Origin of the sequence: Mangrovimonas futianensis (assembly GCF_021245805.1) — a bacterium.
Lineage (GTDB): Bacteria > Bacteroidota > Bacteroidia > Flavobacteriales > Flavobacteriaceae > Mangrovimonas > Mangrovimonas futianensis.
Window position 1 is genome coordinate 133,174 of sequence record NZ_JAJJNF010000008.1, and the last position, 20,315, is coordinate 153,488.

Below are 20,315 nucleotides of genomic sequence, written 5' to 3' on the forward strand. Positions count from 1 at the left end.
AAATTTTAAGCCCATTCAAAAACAGAATGGGCTTAAAAACAGTTTACTTTACAATTTCGATTGAAACTGGTGTTGGATTGGTAATCATGTCATAAACAGGTGAGAATTTTGCCAATTCTTCCAACTGTTCTGGAGTAGCATCAGATTTTACTTTAAGTTTAAAGGTAATTCCATTGAATCCTTTTCTCATTTGAGGATCCAATCCTAAGAAACCTTGCAAATCTAAATCTCCTTCCAAAGATGCCTCAGCAGCTTCTATTTCAATTCCGTTGGCCGCTGCGTGGTAAACCATAGCTCCAGTTAAACAAGATCCTAAAGCGTGAAGTACAACTTCTGGTGGTGTGGCCGCTTCATTATGTCCTAAAAGGACTTCTGGGTGGCTACATTCCATCGTAAAGGTTTCTTTTCTAGATTGGTCTTCTGCACCAACACCATAAAAGCTCTTGATACTAGACACACAGTGCCCACCATCAATCCAATTGTTTTTAGCTCTAAATTTGAATTTTGCTAATTCTGGATTCATTTGAACAGCTCCTACTGTTTCAACTAATTGATCCACGTTGACTCCGTTTTTAATGTTTTCTGTAGTAATCATTTTTTTAAATTTTAATTGTTAAACATTGACAACCACATTAATGCATTTGGCGTGCCAAAAAACATAAATACTTGTAAGTCAGTTAAGTAAACGAGATTATGTATTCAGGAAGACTTACGAAATCTCGTGAATTAACGAAATTTCGTTACTGTTGATTACGAAAAATCGTTAAAATCAGGGTTTTGTAATCTTTAAGGCCTTGATTTTTGAGGAGAGGGTGGTAGGTGGTAATTGAAGAAGTGCTGCTGCACCATTCTTTCCAGAAATTCTCCAATTGGTTTTTTCGAGAGCTTTGACAATATTCTCCTTTTCAAAGTCGGTTAATTGAGAAGCTGTCCAAATGGGATTGTCTGGGATTGCCTCAGATTTGATTTCATTTGGGCCTATTGAAGGAATAATAGAGCTTAGATTAACTTGTCCTTCTTGAGAGATTATAACGGCTCGTTCCATTAAGTTTTGTAATTCTCGAACATTTCCCGGCCATTGATAAGAGATAAGAAGATTAATATCGGATTCTGAAAATTGTATTAATGGCTTGTTTAGTTTTTTGCAAAAATTTGCGACCATGTCATTGGCTATGTCACAAACATCATTGCCTCTTTCTTTAAGAGGGGGTATGTGAATGGGAAATACATTTAAACGATAGAAAAGATCTTCTCTAAAAGTGCCTTTCTCAGCCCGTTTCCTCAAATCCCTATGGGTTGCAGCAAGAATCCGCACATCCACTTTATTCGTTTTAGAACTTCCCAAAGGCTCAAATTCACCTTCTTGAATAACCCTTAGTAGTTTGGGCTGTAAATCAAGTGGTAGTTCGCCAATTTCGTCCAAGAATAAAGTGCCAGTATGAGCAAGTTCAAACCGACCCTTTCTGTCTGTCGAAGCGCCTGTAAAGGCCCCTTTAACATGTCCGAACAGTTCACTTTCTATGAGATTAGAAGGTATGGCTCCACAATTTATCCTAATGAAAGGTTTGTCAAATCTGAAACTTGCTTGGTGAATGGCTTTGGCTACCAACTCTTTTCCAGTCCCTGTTTCCCCGGTAATTAAAACCGTAGCATCTGTTGTAGCCACTTGGTCTATCTGCCTTAAAACTTGGAGCATGGTTTCATGTTTCGCGGTAATACCATGATTGTTTGACTTTTCCTGTAACTCGGCTTCTAGATATTCCGTCTTCTTGGTTAAAAGTTTTATAGTATGTTCCGTCTTAATTTTATCTTCTATATTTCTAAAAATAATGAGGTATAAAAGTCCCTTTTCATCTTCAATCTTGCTCAAGGTCACCTCATGTATTGACACAGTTTCGTTAGAGCCAATAACAGTGATGGGTTGGGGGAGAAATTTCTTAAATCTATTTTTCTCATTATTGGCATCGTTAATTTCATCTTCTAAAAATTGAGCACTCGGTTCATCTAGAAAGAATAACAAATTTCTGTGAATAGCATCCATATTTTCAATCATGATGTTTGCAGACGGATTGGTCATTTGAATTTTGAAATCCTCTGAAATCATGATTATGGCATCCATGGCTCCATTGATAAGTCCTTGAAACTTGGCATTGGAAATCTCTAGATCATGTTTGGATTTGGCCAATTCCATTTGCATTTGGTCCAAGTGCCGATGTCTTTCAATCATAACAGATAAAACACCTTTAGAAAATCCCAAATCTGTTTGAATCAAGTGTAAAAAATCCTCTTGTTTAAGTAATAACAAGATGGAATCTTCTGTGCATGTTGCTGTGGCCGATCTTTCTTTTTGATCAATCAGTGCATATTCACCCAAACAATCCCCTGGTAGTGCTATATGAAATATATGATGCTCATCATGGATTTTAATTTCTCCTTTCCTTATTATATACATGACATCTCCGGGCTCTCCCTTTTTGAAAATGATATCCCTTCGAGAGAACTCCTTTTCGATAAGAACGCTATCCAAATGCTTTAAAGAATTCTCTGAGACTTTTGAAAAAAAAGAAACCGAGGAAAGAAATGAAATTGAAGGTATTTTGGTAGCCATTTGCTGTACTAATAGATAATTAAAGATATTAATAATTTTCAACTGCATTTATATAATAAATAGGAATTCAATTCATTAAGTATTTTCATTACCTTAGTAAGAACTAACTTAACTCTAAATTTCATGTCTTCAAGTAGACAATTGGCGGCTATTATGTTTACCGATATTGAAGGGTATACCTCTTTGATGAATAGAGATGAAGAAGAAGGCATTGAACTCCGAATAAAACATAGAAAAGCATTTGAAAGTACCACGGAGGCATATCATGGAACCGTTGTGCAATATTTTGGGGATGGAACCCTGAGTATTTTCAAAAGCACCGTTGAGGCTATTGATTGTGCCATTGAACTTCAAAAAGTTTATTTGGATTTGGACATCCCTGTGAGGATTGGAATCCATGTTGGGGATATTGTTTTATCAAATGATGATATTATAGGCGATGCGGTTAATGTGGCTTCAAGAATTGAATCGGGGGCCATTCCTGGGAGTATTTTAATATCAGATAAGGTTCATGACCAAGTTAGAAACCACCGTCATATACAAACGGTTTTTTTAGATGCTTTTGAACTCAAAAATGTGGATGGGACCACACCGATTTTTGCTATTTCCAATGAATTTATTAAAGTGCCAACGGTTGAGGAGGTTCGAAGTAAAATGAAACTAGCCAAAGGAGATATATCCCATTCAAAAAGTTCTAGAAAAATAAAGGTACTTTCTGTTTTGTTGGTTTTATTGGTTTTGGCATTTGCAGCCTATTTTTTTGCCACCAAGGAACCTTCCAATAAGTTATCAATAGCCGTATTGCCATTCAGTAATTTAAGTTTGGAGGAAAACTCAGATTTGTTTCGGGATGGTATCACGGAGGATATCCTGACCAACCTTTCAAGGTTGCATGATCTACATGTAATTTCCAAGACTTCGGTTATGAAGTACAAGGATTCTAAAAAAACAATTCCCGAAATAGCTGAGGAATTGGGGGTGACTTTTATTTTGGAAGGAAGCATAAGAATGCAAGGAAATCAAATAAGAGTAACAGCCCAATTAATTGATGCCAAGAATGATGAATTTATTTGGGCCGAAGATTATGACAAAACTTTGACAGATATTTTCTTGATTCAATCCCAGCTTTCCGAAGAAATAGTCGAAGCATTACAGTTAAGTCTCACCGACGAACAACAGGCTGAAATGAAAATCATTCCTACCAAAAACATTGAAGCTTACCAGTTGTTCTTAAAAGGAAAGCAGGAGGCAGATAAGCGGACAAAAGAGAGCATTGAAAAAAGTATTGATTACTACAACCAAGCCTTGACACTTGATCCCAATTATGCTGAGGCCTTTGCAGAGATAGCCAATTCTACGTTCCTGATGTCTTATTATGCCAATGCCGATCCGGAGGAAACTTCTAAAAAGGCCAAGGAATTTTTGGAGAAGGCAGAAAAAATAAATGATAGAATTGCACGGATTTATACGGTTAAAGGTTTACTATTTAATCATGAAAAGAACTATCCAGAAGCAGAAAAGGCATTTGAAAAAGCTATTTTTCTTTCCCCCAACGACATTACAGCTAGACATCAGTATGCCACTTATTTTTACTATACCGAACAATTTGAAAGACAATTGGAACAAACCAAAATTGCCTATAGTTTAGACCCTCTGTCATTTGCAACGGCTTCAAGCTATTTTAATGCTCTGGTGACCAATGGTTTGTTTGAGGAGGCTGAAAAAATGATCGAACATATTTCTGAAACATATGATGAGAGCGATCCGTTTATAATAAACCGATTGTATATGAGATTATATATGTCTAAACCTGATTATAAAAAAGCTATTAAACCACTTCGGGAATTGGTTGCAAAAGACCAAAATTACCTACGTTTCTTAGGTTATAGTTATGGTAAGATTGGGGACACAGCAGGAGCTTATCGAGTAATAGATAGTATTAGACAGCTTCCGTTTGGTCGCATGACCAATCACCGTATAGCAGTAGTTTTTGCAGGAATGGATGTGAAGGACAGTGTTTTTTATTATTTGGACTCGGCAAGAAACAAAAGTAATTTCTTTGATCATCACTCTTTGTATTATTTTGACTCTATCAAGAAGGACCCCCGTTACAACGGTTTGTTAAAGCAGCATGAATTGCTTGAATAATTCGGCATGTGTAACTTGGGATACTGTGTCCTTGGTTTCTTTTTGCGACCTTATGATAAATATTAAGTACTATGAAAACTTTGTTTGGAAAAACATGGATTGTAATGGTTGCAATTATGTTTACTGTGGGGTTTGGTTTTTCATCTTGTAGTGATGACGACAATGAAACTGCAACACCCCAATTGATCAATGCGAATCTAACCGATTCTGAAGAGGAAGCACTTCTTTTTATGTTGGAAGAAGAGAAGCTGGCACGAGATGTTTATATCTACCTGGGTAATTTGTGGGGTACTAATCAATTTTTGAATATCAAGCAAAGTGAACAAACACATATGGATGCTGTTAAATCACTTTTGGATAAATATGATGTATCCTATGAGATTTTACCTGTAGGCTCTTTTAATAATCAAGAGCTACAATTTCTTTACAATACCTTGATTGAACAAGGTTCTCAAAATGTTCTTTCAGCATTAAATGTTGGAGCAGGTATTGAGGATTTGGATATTGTGGATCTGCAGAATTATTTAGATGAAATGGAACGCCCAGATATTGTTGCCGTTTTTGAAAGCCTTCAATGCGGCTCAGAAAACCATTTGAGAAGTTTTGTATTTGGTATTACCAATTTAGGGGAAGATTATGTTCCAAGTTATTTAACTCCTGAGATTTATGAGAGTATTTTGAATTCTGAACAACAATCTTGTTTATAAGAGTAAATAAAGTCTATAATTTGATTTTTGACATTAAAAATGTAACATTTGAAGGAGCTTGACGACCTATAATTGAATCAATCAAAAAAAACATCATGAGAGAAGATAAACAATTATTAGTCGTTACCCATCTAAGTCAGTTACTGACATGCCTGACAGGCTTTGGTGGACTCCTAGTACCCTTAATTTTATGGGGAACACAAAAGGATAAGGTATTTGCCATGGATAAACAGGGCAAGGAAATAATCAATTTTCAATTGAGTATTATCATTTATTCGCTTATATGTATACCGTTAATTTTATTGTTGGGACTGGGGGTTTTAGGGCTTATTATCATAGGCTTGATTTCCATTGCTTTTCCTATTATAAATGCAATTAGGGCCAACAATAATGAGGTAATTAATTATCCATTAACGATTAAATTTTTAAATTAAAATTACTACTTCATAAGAAAGCCCACCTGAGTGTGGGCTTTTTCAATTTTCAGAAAGAAAAAAAGGGATTACAGAAGAAAACAAAATGTTTTTTTGAAACATAGTATTAAGTTTGCCCATCTAAAATGTTTCGTTTAAGATATAATATTATACTATGTTTTCTTTGGGTTTTAAGTGTTTCAGCACAAGATCCATTAATCCAAAAAATGTCAAACATCTCTGCGCTTCCAGATGTAGAGTTTTATGATATTTTAGAGGATGACGATAATTATATCTGGCTCGCAGCAGATAAAGGGTTGTATAGATATAATGGGAAAGCTTATCAAAAATTTACAAACCCCAATCAAAAGGTAAATTCATTATTTCAATTAAAATTAGATATCCAAGGGAGGCTTTGGTGTATCAACCTCTATGGTCAAATATTTTATGTTGAAAATGACTCTCTAAACCTTTTCTATGATGCAAATGAGCTGGTAAAAGGACAATTATCACCTTTTGAAATTATGGATACGTCTATTCGATTGTTTACAGTAGATGGAATTTATGATATCAATTTAAAAGATAAAAAAGTAGTCACGCTTTTTGACGGCATGACTGTTAGTGAGAGCTCCTGTGAGGATTTGTCGTATGTTATAAAAATGAACTCTGATAGAAGACCCTCAAATGAAAAACAAAACTGGTATCAAATTAAGGATGATAAACTAAAACTACTAATAGAACTGACTTCTAAGTACAGAATGCAGTCGCCCAAGGTTTATGCCTTTGAAGGATCAGCTCTTTTAAATTATAAAGAACAAGGTAAAAATCAATTCTATTTTTATTCAACCCAATCTGAGAAAGTCACAAAACTTAAAACACCAAAAAACCTTGAAGGTGTAACCATTTATAATGTTATATCATTAGATAAGGACTATTGGTTTTTAACAACTTCAGGTGTTTTTATATTTAAACTTAAGGACCATCAATTAATTTTTAAAGAACAATTATTTAGTAACGAATCTGTAACTGATGTATTAGTAGATTTCAATAAAAACTATTGGTTTACTACCTTAGATAATGGTGTTTTTGTCTCTTCTAACTTAAATATAAGATGTCTAAACTTAGCCCATAAAAAAGACAAAATTACGGCGGCTTGTGCATTAAATAATAATCAATTTTTACTAGGGACCAATAGTGGTAAATTGCTTTTTTATGATGATAAAGAAGTGTTTAAAACCCTAAAATTACCAGGCTCTAAGATTATTGGTAATTTGTTTTTTGATGCATCACAAAACCAAGTGATTGTTAGTATTAATGCCTCTGAATCTTATAGTGTAGACTTAAATACATTCACTTTAAAAGACCAAAAAAACAAATACTCTGTAGCTAAAACATTTTCTAAAATCAATGAAGAAAACCTCTTTTACGGCAGTTATAAAGAAGCTGTAATTTACAATAAGTCTTATACTACAGATTCCACACGAATTATAAGAGAAAGTCGGGTGAAAACCTCTGAAGTTTTAAAGGATAAACTACTTGTTTCTTTCATTGATGGTCTTTATGAATTTGATGTTAATAATTTTAATTCTAAGGAAATTAAATTAGAAAATGAAAGCGTTTTAGTTAATTCAATTGCAAAAATTAATAATGAAGTTTGGCTTGCTACACAACACAATGGTTTGTTGTGTTTTAAGGACAATCAATTGATTTCAAAACAAAATATTTTACCAAAACAAGTTCAGATAAATACACTAAAATCTGATGGTGAATTTCTATGGATTTCAACAGATGAAGGTTTTTATAGATTTCAACCTAAAACCTATCAAATTAAGAGTTTAAATACGCAAGATGGCTTAACATTATCGGTTGATAAATTCATCATTCTTGAAGATTATTTGGTCGCAACTTTCCCCAATTCATTTTATTTAATGCCGAAGGATGAAACACTTTTTAAAGACTTTAATACCTCTAAAGTGTGGATGGAATCTGTAAAAATTAATGATAAAGATACCGTAGTCAAAACCAATTATAATTTACCATATAATTTTAATAATTTAAGGTTTGATTTTAACTCTAATGGCTTTCAATCTAATAAGCACGTTGGTTACAAATACCGCATAAAACCTATTGATACCACATGGCGAGATGTTCCTATTAACACACATTTTGTAGTATTTAATAGTCTGTCTAGCGGTAAATATACTTTTGAGCTACAAGGTCAAAATATTGGTAGTAAAAACATACAGTTTGCAAGTCCAATCACCTTTATTATCAACAAACCTTTTTGGGAAACATACTGGTTTTATGCACTTGTTTTATTGGTTGTAGTAGGGTTGATTTGGTTATATTTTAGATGGCGACTTAGACAAAAAGAAGCACAACGAATTACCGAAATAGATAAAATATTAATCGACAAAAAAATAACCAATTTGAGATTAGAAAATCTGCGATCTCAAATGAATCCGCATTTTATTTTCAACGCTTTAAATTCCATTCAAGATTATATTATTTCCAATGAAAAGGAGTTGGCAAGTTCATATTTAGTAAAGTTCAGCAGATTGATCAGAATGTATTTGGATTATAGTCAACAAAACGAAATTACTTTAGAAGAAGAACTAAATGCCTTAAAACTGTATTTAGAATTAGAGAAAGTTAGATTTGAAGACGAGCTAAAGTATAGTTTAAATGTAGATGAAAATTTAAATACTAATCACATAAAAGTTCCGTCGTTATTTATTCAACCTTATGTGGAAAACGCATTGAAACATGGACTTCTACACAAATCTGGTGAACGATTATTAAGGGTTGAAGCTAAAGCAACCAATGAAAACACGCTTGTAATTACTGTAGAAGATAACGGAATTGGAAGACAGCAATCTGAAGCCTTAAAACGAAGTGATAAACCACACAAGCCCTTTGCTACCAAAGCAAATGAAGAACGTGTAAGGCTTTACAAAAACAAATTAAAACGAAATATTAATATAGAAATTATAGATTTATATAATTCTACTCAACAACCAACTGGTACAAAAGTGGTAATCACCATGCCAATACAATAAATTATGAAGGCTATAATTATTGACGACGAAAAGCGCGCAAGACATTTATTGTCTAACTTAATAACAGAACATTGTCCAAGTATAGAAGAGATCTATGAAGCGTCAGATTTAAAATCGGGTGTGGATTTAATTAAAACAGAGCATCCAGATATCGTATTTTTAGACATTGAAATGCCAAACCAATCAGGTTTAGATATATTAGAATATTTCCCTAATCAGATAGATTTTAAAATCATTTTTGTTACGGCATATAATCAATACGCTATAGAAGCTTTTAAACTTTCGGCAGTAGATTATTTACTCAAACCAGTAGATATTACAGAGCTTAAAGAAGCTGTTGCAAAAGCGAAAGAAGCCATAGAGGCTAATAATTTAAGCGGTCAATTAAATAAGTTGCGTAACTCTTTAAGGCAGCTATCAATGGATAAAATTGCTTTAGAAATTCCTAAAGGCATCCTTTTTACTTCACATAATGACATTGTTTATTTTGAAGCAGATGGTATGTACACCAATGTGCAATTGGTGGAAGGAAAACAAAAAACCATTTGTAAGCCGTTAAAACATTTTGTAGAGCAATTATCTAAAAACGCTATGTTTTTTAAGTGTCATCGTTCCTATTTTATCAACTTAAAATATGTTGAAGAATTAGTAAAAGATGACGGTGACTATCTATTGATGAGTAATCAAAAACGTATTCCAATTTCTAAGTCAAAACGCGATCAGTTTTTAGAAGTTGTCAAGGAAACTTTCATGTAGTTTTAGTTCAGAAAGAAATTAGAACTATTCAGAAAAAAGCTTAGTACTTATCAAGTTTAAGTTGGTTGCTTTGTTGCATGAAATCAATAAAAAGCAATCAACAATGAAAAAAACTTTACTCTTATTTACAACCTACTTATGTTTGGGTGTGTCTACAATTTTCGCTCAAAATGTAAACATTCCAGATGCAAATTTTAAAGCATATCTCATAGCAGATACTTCAATTAACACCAATGGCGATAGCGAAATTTCTGTCGCTGAAGCACAAGCTTTTACAGGTGAATTATTAATTAACGGGTTATCAATTTCAGATCTAACGGGAATAGAAGCCTTTTTAAATATTACGCGTTTAGATTGTTACAGTAATAATTTGACGTCTTTAGATGTAAGCAATAACCTTGCATTAACACGTTTACACTGTGGTAGTAATCAAATTGAAACTCTAGATATTAGTGCCAATACACTTATTACAGACATTCAATGTCATAATAATGGTGTTTTGTATGAATTAAATTTAGCTAACGGAAATAACGGCAATTTTGTTTGGATGAAAGCCTATGGCAATAGTTTATCTTGTATTCAGATAGATGCTGGTTTTACACCCCCTTCAGATGCGGGTCTTTATAACGCAGGTTGGACTAAAGGAAGTTCTGCATTTTACAGTGAAGATTGTGCAGCATTAAATCAAATTGTAAATATTCCAGATACCAATTTTAAAAGTTTCTTAGTAAATGATAGCAGTATCAATGTGAATAATGATTCTGAAATTACAATGGCTGAGGCACAAGCTACCACTGAGTTAATTATGAATGGTATTGGTATTGCAGACTTAACCGGAATTGAAGCATTTACCAATTTAACACGTTTAGATGTTCCAAATAACAATTTAGAAACAATTGATGTTAGTAACAATTTATCATTAAACCGCTTACATGCAGGGGGAAACAATTTAACAAGTTTAGATATTCGTTTAAATACAAGTATCACAGAAATTTTCTGCTACAATAATAGTTCATTAGAAACATTGTTAATTTCTAACGGAAACAACAGCAATTTCAACTACATGAAAGCGTATTCAAATCCAAATTTGACATGTATTCAGGTTGACAACGGATTTACGCCACCAGGAAATAGTGGTCAGTATGTGGTAGGATGGACCAAAGATAGTCAAGCAAGCTATAGTGTTAATTGTATTCCTTCAGTATACTACGTTGATGCAAATGCAACAGGAGCGAATGATGGTAGTTCATGGAGTGATGCTTACACGAATATTTCAGATGCACTTTCAGCAACAAGTCTTAATGACGATATATGGGTAGCCAAGGGAGAATATACACTCACAGATGTTAATACCCCAATCTCTGTAGCTACCAATGAAATTAATATAATTGGAGGTTTTGCAGGAAATGAAACCACTTTAGCAGATAGAGAGGTGACTTTAATACACACTACTAATGCAACTATTTTTACAGGCGATATAAATGGTGATGATATAGAAGGTGATTTTGCATCAAACAAAACAGACAATGCCGAAAGACTATTTAGAATCACTGCTAATGACGTGACTTTTGATGGAATTATTTTTGAGAATATTTACGATGTATCGGCTGCGGGAGGTGTCAATGAAAATGGTGTGATTTATATTCCTAATAGTGCAGATATCACCAACTTAAAAATTAAGAACTCGGTATTCAGATATAATTATTCAAACGGATATTTATTAAAAATGCGAAAACTAAGTGGTGGTTTATTTTTAGAAAACAATAAGTTCGTTAATAATACTTCGGTTAATTTTGGTTTAATTTACTTGCAGTCAGATAGTACTAATGGTTACATTTTTACAAGATGGGCTAATGTTTTGGTTGCAAATAACGATACTAATATTGCAGCATTGGATGTTTTGCGATCAGACTGGAATAATGGTAATACTTTAGATGTGGTTATCACCAACAGTACGTTTCTTAACAACACCAATAATTCGACTTATGGTAATGTAATTATGGCATCAGGAAATGCAAGTTTAAACCTTAATATAAATAATTCTATTTTTTGGCAAAACACGATTAATGGAACAGCTGCAACAAGAGATGTTTCCAATGGGACAGAAACTAATTTTGATGTTGTTATAACAAATTCCATTGCAACTGTACCTAATAATGCAGGAACTTATGGAACATTTAATGTCACCAATGTGACGACTTTAGATCCTGTAAATGACAATTTGAATCTAGATAGCGATTACAAACCAACATCAGCTTCAAATTACTTAGTAGATCAAGGAGATAACACATTTTATGATGCAGTTTTATTTGGTAATCTAGATTTATCAGGGAATGATAGAATTTTCAACGGTACGATTGATTTAGGAGCTTATGAATACAATTCTACATTAAGTTTAGAGGATAATATTATAAATACAAATGAAGTGAAACTATACCCAAATCCAGTAAACAACACACTGTTTATTACTTCTACAGAACGAATTGAAAGTGTTACTATATATAATCTTAGTGGTCAGTTAATAAAACAGGATAGTGATATTAGCAATGGAGTTAATGTATCTCAATTATTTACAGGGTTATATCTCATTCAAATTAAAACCACTGAAGGTATTATGACCAAAAAGTTTCTTAAGAATTAGGAAATATAAATTTATTTGGAAAAGAAAAGCCCACTTAATTTAAGTGGGCTTTTTATATTAAAAAACAAATGTTTTCTAGCTATTCAACATTACTGGCATTACCAACATGGTTACATATTCCCCTTCATCAAGTCCATCTACTGGAGTTAAAATTCCAGCGCGATTTGGCAAACTCATTTCTAACTGTACATCGTCTGAGCTTAGGTTATTCAACATTTCAGTAAGGAATCGAGAGTTGAAACCAATTTGCATGTCGTCTCCTTGGTAATCACAGGTCAAGCGCTCTTCGGCTTTATTGCTGTAATCGATATCTTCTGCAGAAATATTTAATTCGGCACCAGCAATTTTTAAACGAATTTGATGGGTTGTTTTGTTTGAGAAGATACTCACACGACGAACCGAGTTTAAAAATTGAGTTCTATCAATTACTAATTTGTTTGGGTTTTCTTTAGGGATGACCGCTTCATAATTAGGATATTTTCCATCAATCAAACGACAAACCAATTCCACATTGTCAAAAGAAAACTTAGCATTGGAATCGTTATATTCAATATTGACGTTTTCATCACTAGTGGCCAGTATTCCCTTCAAAAGGTTTAAAGGTTTCTTGGGCATAATGAACTCGGTCGTTTGACCCGCCTGTACATCTTCTCTAGAGTATTTAACCAGTTTATGAGCATCAGTTGCTACAAAAGTTAATCCTTCTGTTGAAAATTGAAAGAAAACACCACTCATTACTGGTCTCAAATCGTCATTACCAGCGGCAAAAATAGTTTTACTGATAGCAGTAGCCAATATATCGGCAGAAACTAATGTGGATTGAGAATCCTCTAAGGTAACCGCATTCGGGAACTCGTTCCCATCGGCATAAGCCAAAGTATATTTTCCATGATTGGAACTGATTTCTACCGTATTGTTATCTTCAACAACAAAGGTCAAAGGCTGCTCTGGAAATGTTTTTAAAGTATCCAATAACATTCTGGCTCCAACTGCAATACTACCAGAACTATCACTTTCTACTTCCAATTTGGCTGACATGGTGGTCTCCAAATCACTGGCAGAAATAGTCAATTCTGTTTCATTCAATTCAAAAAGAAAATTATCTAAAATAGGTAAGGTGTTGGAATTATTGATAACACCACCAAGTACTTGCAGTTGCTTAAGTAAATAGGTGCTTGATACTATAAATTTCATGTATTCAGAATCCTTAAAGTTCGTTTAATTACTATCTACAAATATATTTGATTGCTCCTAATATCGGAAACAAACTTATTAACATTTAGGCTGCGTACTTTTTCTTTCTAAGGTAATTAAACACCATACCAAAGATGCCTAACAGAACGAGCGGACACACAATGTTTATAAGTTGCCACTTTGTTTTTTCTTCACTTACCTTATTCATGTCCAAAAAGGCCATTTTGATATCTTTGGATCGAATGTTTATAAGTCCGCTGTCATCTAGAAGATAATTCACGCAATTCAAAAGGAATTCTTTGTTGCCATAAAGTTGGCCAGAGCTTCTATCAAAGCCTAATTCCAAAGGGCCATTTTTACCCAAATCATTTTTAATGATATCACCATCTCCAACAATGATCATTTTTGAAGATACACCTTTGTCTTGACTATGTTTTAAATCAAATGGCTTGATTCTATTGTTGTATACGGAAGTGAATGAACCCTCTAAAAGTACAGCCAAATTTAGATTCGGTTTGGTGTACATTTTAGGGTCCGGTTCTTCGGTGGTCATACTTAAATCAATTTCCCTAGGAACACCATCCAATTTGGATAATATAGAACTTTTTAAAAGAATGGTCTTGTGAATGTCGTTCTTAAGAGTGTCTATAGGACTCGCAAAATCAAATTTCACCCGATTAATGTTCTTCACAATAGGATGATGGTTTTCTGGATCAACCAAAGGAGAATAGAACCAAGGGAAAGGTTGAAAACGAGCTTCACTGCCTTCACCTGTTGCCAATAAAATAGGAGCAGAGTAGAGGTCATTAACCAAATCTGGATTCACCCTCACACCATATTTAAAAAAGAAATCGGTCATGTTTAAGTCCCTTTGAATTGCATATCCTTTTCCTGTTTGGAAGAGGCTATCCATTTCCATATTCACAGCATCAAACATCCAAAGACTTTTACCCCCATTCATGGTGTATTGATCCAATACAAACTTCTCTTCCTCTGTAAAAGGCTCAATGGGTTTAGCCGAAATAATAAGATCATAATTTTTGAGATCACGCAGAGTTTTCTCCGGATTCCGGCTCACGCTATCTAAAGTAAACGGGGCGATGTAGTAATAGTCTTTAATGGTTTTAACAAAGTCAAAAATATAACCATCACCTAATTGTCCATTCCCTTTTAGGATAGCAATTTTTTTACTTTTTGGATGAATCAGCTTGTTAAGACCATCTGCAAAGCCATACTCTAAATGTTGTACAGAATTGGTGACTAAGTCTTGTTGGGTAGCGCCCATTTTATTCTTAATCAATGGGATAATCACCGTTTCTTCATTATAACTAGCAAGCGCCCACGGAAAAACAACTTCATAACTGCTTTTGCCTTGTTCTTCAACTGACAGTTGCATTGGGGTCATACCCCGAGCATTCAATTGTTGGATGTTATTTTGACGATTTTTTTCGTCTTCGATGGGGTTGATAAAATTAAAAGTAATTAACCCATTTTTAGATTCAAATTCTTCTAGTAGTTGCTTCGTTTCATCCTGTAACCTTCTAAATTCAGAAGGAAAACTTTCTCCTTCCAGAAAAACGTCGATGACAACTGGTGAATTAACTTCTTCAATCATTTTTACCGTCGCCGGATTCAAAGTGTATCTTTGATCAGCAGTTAGGTCAAAGCGTTTGTAAACCGATTGTGTAAAAACCAGTACGACCAATCCCAATCCTAAAACGATAAAAACTTTAGAATCATTTTTACCGATACGACGGTTATTAATTTTTAGAGTTGTTAGGGCTATAAATAAAAGAGAAATAAATAGAAAATAGACAATATCCCGGGTATCTAAAACACCACGTCCCATACTCTTAAAATGGTAGCTCATACCAAATTTTTCAATCAACGTACTGGAGCTAAATTCTGCAACCCCTTCAAACCCTATGTAAAAGAAAAAACATAGAAATACCGCAATGATAAAAGACACGATTTGATTTTCAGAAAGGGTAGAAGAAAATACTCCTATAGCTGTATAGGCAGCTACCAAAAACAACAATCCAAAGTATGAGCCAAGGGTACTTCCCATATCTAAGTTGCCCGTTGGAAGACCCAATTCATAAACAGTATAAATGTAGAGCAGTGTGGGGATAAGTGCCAAAATGATAAGTACAAATGATCCCAAATATTTTCCAAGAACGATTTGTAAATGTGAAATGGGTTTTGTGAGTAACAACTCTAGGGTTCCTTGCTTCTTTTCATCAGAGAAACACCTCATGGTCACGGCAGGAACCAAAAATAAAAGAATCCATGGAGCTAATAAAAAGAACGAGGATAAGTCGGCAAAACCATTATCCAAAACATTAAACTCCCCTTTGAACAACCAAAGAAACAGGCCATTGAGTAATAAAAAAACGGCAATGACTAAGTAACCTATTGGAGATGCAAAAAACGAATTGATTTCTTTTCTAAAAAGGGCAAACATAATTGGTATGTTGAATTAATTTAAGGAGTGTAATTTATCCACACTCCAAGCTTGAGGTTTATCATTAAAAAGCGGTTTGGTTTGGGCCCAAACATTTTTGAATAATTCTGAGTTTCGATAGGTTTCAAGACAGTCATCCGTAGCCCAATAACTGTATGTAAAAAAGATATTGGGTTGGTTCTTATCTCTATATAACTCTAAAAATTCACAGCCTTCAAAAGCTCTAATCTTATCTTTTACATTTTCAAAATTAGCTAGGAACTCATCAGTTTTTGAAGGGTCAAAACTCATTTTTACTATTCTTACAAACATACTTAAGTTTTACTAAAGTTAACCGTTACCGTATCCATCAGGTTCAATCCCATGAGTGAAGACGCACTTCCAAAGGTAGCCGAATTACTTTTATAAACAGCAATTTCCAAAAAACCAGAGGAATTAAAAACGGCCATTCCCTTTCCTTCATCATTTCTTTTTTCTGGAGGAATGTTAAAATTGACAATATCGCTATAATTGTTGAAAATCTTTTTGAATTTATTGGACCTCACAAAAACCTCAAAATCACGTCCTTTTTGAGTGTTTTCAAAGAATTTACGTTTAATGTTTGTTATGACATTTCCATAATTATCCACATAAATGACACTACCAATAATTTGGGTCTGCTCGTCATTCACATAGGGATGAATGTTTTTAATGGGCTTGATATGGTCAATGACCTTTCCAATAACTTCTAAAGTGCCGCCACGTGCAATATGACAGGCTACTTTTACAAAGACATCCAAAACAGGAAAACTTGTTGTGATTTTATCATGGATGTTGATTTCTACAATTTTTTCTGGGGCAATTTCAGAACAAATCATACTCATAATCCCATTATTGGCACAAATAAAATAATGACCATCCAGTTTTAATGCTATGTGCTTGTTTTCTGGGTGTAATTCAGAGTCTATACCAATGATATGAATGGTTCCTTTAGGAAAACTGCTAAAAGCATTTTGAATAATATAAGCCGCCTCGGGAATATTAAATGGAGAAACCGAGTGTGAGATATCAACAATTCTAACATCTGTCAATTCACTGTAAATAGCTCCTTTTATCGCACCAGCAAAGTGATCTTTCTCACCAAAATCAGTCGTTAATGTGATAATTGCCATAGAAGATTGTTGATATTTTTTTAACTTGATACACGTTAAAATTGTGTAGTTTTGTTAGAGACAAATCTAATAAATCTTGACTGAAAAAATTTAATTTAATCTCTTAGCTTTTGAACGAAATCATTATTGAACTTGAAGAGATGTCTCCAAAAGAATTTTTTGGAGCACAGAACGCTCACATTGAACTCCTTAAAAAATACTATCCAAAACTTAAAATCGTCGCTAGAGGCAATAAAATTAAGGCCTATGGGGATGAAGATCTTTTGGAAGAATTTGACAGACGATTCACCATGCTCATGGAGCACTATGTGAAGTATAACAAACTGGATGAAAATGTTATTGAACGTGTCTTGACAAGTCAAAGTAAGGATGATTATGAAACGAGTGCCCAAAGTGGTGAAGTTATCGTTCATGGTGTAAATGGTAGAATTATAAGGGCTCAAACGGTAAATCAACGTCGTTTGGTTGAAAGCATTCAAAAGAATGATATGGTTTTTGCTATTGGTCCTGCCGGTACAGGTAAGACCTATACTGGGGTGGCATTGGCAGTTCAAGCCTTAAAGGCCAAACAAGTAAAGAGAATCATTTTGACCCGTCCAGCTGTAGAGGCAGGTGAAAATTTAGGGTTCTTACCAGGAGATTTAAAGGAAAAGTTAGATCCATACATGCAACCATTGTATGATGCTCTTAGGGATATGATACCAGCTGAAAAGCTTCAAATGTACATAGAGAATGGAACCATTCAAATTGCACCATTGGCTTTTATGCGTGGACGAACATTGGATCATGCCTTTGTGATTTTGGATGAAGGTCAAAATACCACCCACAATCAAATGAAAATGTTTTTAACCCGTATGGGTAAAAACGCCAAGTTTCTTCTTACGGGAGATCCCGGACAAATCGATTTACCAAGAAGAACCATTTCCGGACTTAAAGAAGCCTTGTTGATTCTTAAGAATGTGGAAGGTGTGGGTATGGTCTTTTTGGATGACAAGGACGTGATTCGTCATAAACTAGTCAAGAAAATTATTGACGCTTATAAAAATATTGAGAATAGAGAATAATGAGTCAGACAATTACTGATACCAATTTTAACTTTCCTGGACAGAAAAGTGTTTACAAAGGAAAAGTAAGGGAAGTTTATAACATTAATGATGAGCAATTAGTCATGATTGCTACAGATAGATTAAGCGCCTTTGATGTGGTGATGCCAAAGGGCATTCCGTATAAAGGTCAAATTTTAAATCAAATAGCGACCAAAATGATGAAGGCTACCGAAGATTTGGTGCCCAATTGGTTGGTGGCAACTCCAGATCCCAATGTAGCCGTTGGAGATTTATGTGAACCATTTAAGGTTGAAATGGTCATTAGAGGTTATTTGTCAGGTCATGCTGCTAGGGAGTATAAAGCAGGCAAGCGATTGCTTTGTGGAGTACCTATGCCAGAAGGCATGAAGGAAAATGACAAGTTTCCAGAACCGATTATTACGCCTGCAACCAAGGCAGAAAAAGGAGACCATGACGAGGACATTTCTCGCGAGGACATTTTAAAAAGAGGTATTGTTTCTGAAGCTGATTATGTGGTTTTGGAAGACTATACCAGAAAATTGTTTCAAAGAGGTTCTGAAATAGCGGCATCTAGAGGTTTAATATTGGTGGATACCAAGTATGAATTTGGAAAAACCAAAGAGGGTAAGATTGTGTTGATAGACGAAATTCACACCCCAGATTCTTCGCGTTATTTTTATGCCGATGGGTACCAAGAAAGACAGGATAACGGCGAGTCTCAAAAACAACTTTCCAAGGAGTTTGTTCGCCAATGGTTAATTTCTAACGGATTTCAAGGTTTGGAAGGACAAGTGGTACCCGAAATGAGTGATGAGTATATTGAAACGGTAAGCGAGCGTTACATTGAGCTTTATGAAAATATTACTGGAGAATCCTTTGTCAAAGCTGATCTCAGTGATATTTCAAATCGAATTGAGCACAACGTTTTGGAATACCTAAACCAATAAAATACTATGTCAGAGAATAATCTTGGATTCAATACCACATGCGTACATACGGGTGAAGTGCCTGATGAACAATTTAAAGGAGCAGTATCTCCCTTATATATGGCTACCTCCTATAAGTCTAATGAGGAGATAAAAAGGTATCCAAGAGCATTCAATACTCCAAATCAGGAGCATCTGGCCAAGAAAATAGCAGCTTTGGAGTTTGCTGAATCTGGACTCATTTTTGGTTCTGGTATGGCAGCCATTAGTGCTGTATTTCTAACATTTTTGAAGTCTGGTGATCATTTGGTGGTACAAAATACATTGTATGGAGGAACTGCAAATTTTATTAAAAATGACTTATCCAGATATGGTGTTGAATTTACTTTTACCGATGGATATCAAGTGGAAGATTTTGAAAAAGCCATCCGGCCTAATACCAAATTAATCCATATTGAAACACCTTCCAATCCCTTATTGACAATCACGGATGTACGCGGTATTGGTGAATTGGGGAAAAAGAAGGGGATTTTAACTTCCATAGACAACACATTTGCTAGTCCAGTACTGCAGAATCCCATAAAATTGGGTATAGACATTGTAATTCATTCGGCTACGAAATATTTAGGTGGTCATAGTGATATTATGGCAGGGGCAGTTGTTTCCACAGAAACAATTATGAAAGACATTCATAGAGTAGCGATGAATTTTGGTGGATGCCTGAGTGACTTTACCGTGTGGATGCTTGAAAGGAGCATGAAAACTTTAGGTCTCAGGGTAAAGGCCCAAACTAGAAATGCCAAAAAATTGGCTAAGTTTTTATACACTCATGAAAATATCGAGAAAGTTTATTACCCTGGCTTAAAAAGCCATCCAGAACATGAGTTGGCTAAAAGTCAAATGAAGGGGTATGGAGCCATGATTTCTTTTGAATTAAAAGATGGCTTAGACGTTGCTAGGTTTTTTGATGCTCTTAAAATTATTAAACCATCTTTAAGTTTAGCAGGTGTTGAAAGCACCATGTTGTTGCCTGCTGAAACGTCCCATTCTTTTATCTCACAAGAAGAAAGAGATGCCATTGGCATTACCGATCGTTTAATTCGTTTTTCTGTAGGCATTGAGTCCAAAACGGATTTAATAAATGACATAGAACAAGCTATAGAAGCTTCTAAGTAAAAAAA

Annotated in this window: 15 protein-coding genes; 9 read left to right on the forward strand and 6 right to left on the reverse strand. The window is 34.4% G+C overall.

The features are described from left to right. Window positions 1-43 precede the first annotated feature (43 nt). Both LOK78_RS13835 and LOK78_RS13840 read right to left on the reverse strand, forming a co-directional pair. The gene (locus LOK78_RS13835) at window positions 44-595 is read right to left on the reverse strand and encodes an OsmC family protein (RefSeq protein WP_232635294.1); all 552 of its coding nucleotides are present in this window, start codon (window positions 593-595) and stop codon (window positions 44-46) included. A gap of 174 nt (window positions 596-769) precedes the next feature. Then, a complete protein-coding gene (locus LOK78_RS13840) occupies window positions 770-2,608 on the reverse strand; it encodes a sigma 54-interacting transcriptional regulator (protein ID WP_232635295.1) in 1,839 nt (612 codons plus the stop codon). 123 nt (window positions 2,609-2,731) lie between these two features. Between LOK78_RS13840 and LOK78_RS13845 the strand changes: the two genes are divergently transcribed. The 6 genes from LOK78_RS13845 to LOK78_RS13870 all read left to right on the forward strand — a co-directional run bounded on the left by LOK78_RS13845 (window position 2,732) and on the right by LOK78_RS13870 (window position 12,332). Beyond that, window positions 2,732-4,756 carry an adenylate/guanylate cyclase domain-containing protein gene (locus LOK78_RS13845; protein WP_232635296.1) on the forward strand — a complete coding sequence of 675 codons (2,025 nt, stop codon included), beginning with the start codon at window positions 2,732-2,734 and terminating at the stop codon, window positions 4,754-4,756. A gap of 71 nt (window positions 4,757-4,827) precedes the next feature. Further along, window positions 4,828-5,463: a DUF2202 domain-containing protein gene (locus tag LOK78_RS13850; protein WP_232635297.1), complete on the forward strand. Its 636-nt coding sequence runs from the start codon at window positions 4,828-4,830 to the stop codon at window positions 5,461-5,463. Window positions 5,464-5,558: 95 nt separating this feature from the next. Continuing rightward, window positions 5,559-5,897 (forward strand): DUF4870 domain-containing protein, encoded by a 339-nt coding sequence (locus LOK78_RS13855; protein ID WP_232395542.1) that lies wholly within the window; start codon window positions 5,559-5,561, stop codon window positions 5,895-5,897. A 206-nt stretch (window positions 5,898-6,103) separates the two neighbouring features. Then, on the forward strand, window positions 6,104-8,935 hold the full coding sequence (locus tag LOK78_RS13860) for a sensor histidine kinase (protein ID WP_232635298.1): 2,832 nt from the start codon (window positions 6,104-6,106) through the stop codon (window positions 8,933-8,935). Between the two features lie 3 nt (window positions 8,936-8,938). After that, on the forward strand, window positions 8,939-9,691 hold the full coding sequence (locus LOK78_RS13865; protein WP_232635299.1) for a LytR/AlgR family response regulator transcription factor: 753 nt from the start codon (window positions 8,939-8,941) through the stop codon (window positions 9,689-9,691). A gap of 103 nt (window positions 9,692-9,794) precedes the next feature. Continuing rightward, entirely contained in the window at window positions 9,795-12,332 is a 2,538-nt protein-coding gene (locus LOK78_RS13870; RefSeq protein ID WP_232635300.1) for a T9SS type A sorting domain-containing protein, read from the forward strand. Window positions 12,333-12,407: 75 nt separating this feature from the next. On the opposite strand, the gene dnaN is transcribed toward LOK78_RS13870, so the two are convergent. From dnaN to LOK78_RS13890, 4 genes are all read right to left on the reverse strand, one after another. Further along, window positions 12,408-13,526 (reverse strand): DNA polymerase III subunit beta, encoded by a 1,119-nt coding sequence (gene dnaN / locus LOK78_RS13875; RefSeq protein ID WP_053971974.1) that lies wholly within the window; start codon window positions 13,524-13,526, stop codon window positions 12,408-12,410. 85 nt (window positions 13,527-13,611) lie between these two features. Continuing rightward, the gene (gene gldG / locus LOK78_RS13880) at window positions 13,612-15,990 is read right to left on the reverse strand and encodes a gliding motility-associated ABC transporter substrate-binding protein GldG (protein ID WP_232635301.1); all 2,379 of its coding nucleotides are present in this window, start codon (window positions 15,988-15,990) and stop codon (window positions 13,612-13,614) included. A 15-nt stretch (window positions 15,991-16,005) separates the two neighbouring features. Further along, window positions 16,006-16,302 carry a putative quinol monooxygenase gene (locus LOK78_RS13885; protein WP_232395547.1) on the reverse strand — a complete coding sequence of 99 codons (297 nt, stop codon included), beginning with the start codon at window positions 16,300-16,302 and terminating at the stop codon, window positions 16,006-16,008. A gap of 2 nt (window positions 16,303-16,304) precedes the next feature. After that, window positions 16,305-17,141, reverse strand: a complete 837-nt coding sequence (locus LOK78_RS13890) for an SAM hydrolase/SAM-dependent halogenase family protein (RefSeq protein ID WP_166958811.1) — start codon at window positions 17,139-17,141, stop codon at window positions 16,305-16,307. Between the two features lie 110 nt (window positions 17,142-17,251). Between LOK78_RS13890 and LOK78_RS13895 the strand changes: the two genes are divergently transcribed. From LOK78_RS13895 to LOK78_RS13905, 3 genes are read left to right on the forward strand one after another with little or no spacing between them, the layout of a single operon-like run. Beyond that, a complete protein-coding gene (locus LOK78_RS13895) occupies window positions 17,252-18,205 on the forward strand; it encodes a PhoH family protein (RefSeq protein WP_053971978.1) in 954 nt (317 codons plus the stop codon). Further along, window positions 18,205-19,155 (forward strand): phosphoribosylaminoimidazolesuccinocarboxamide synthase, encoded by a 951-nt coding sequence (locus tag LOK78_RS13900; RefSeq protein ID WP_232395548.1) that lies wholly within the window; start codon window positions 18,205-18,207, stop codon window positions 19,153-19,155. Before LOK78_RS13895 ends, LOK78_RS13900 begins: the two co-directional genes overlap by 1 nt. A 6-nt stretch (window positions 19,156-19,161) precedes the next feature. Next, the gene (locus LOK78_RS13905) at window positions 19,162-20,310 is read left to right on the forward strand and encodes a trans-sulfuration enzyme family protein (protein ID WP_232635302.1); all 1,149 of its coding nucleotides are present in this window, start codon (window positions 19,162-19,164) and stop codon (window positions 20,308-20,310) included. The last annotated feature ends 5 nt before the right edge of the window (window positions 20,311-20,315 follow it).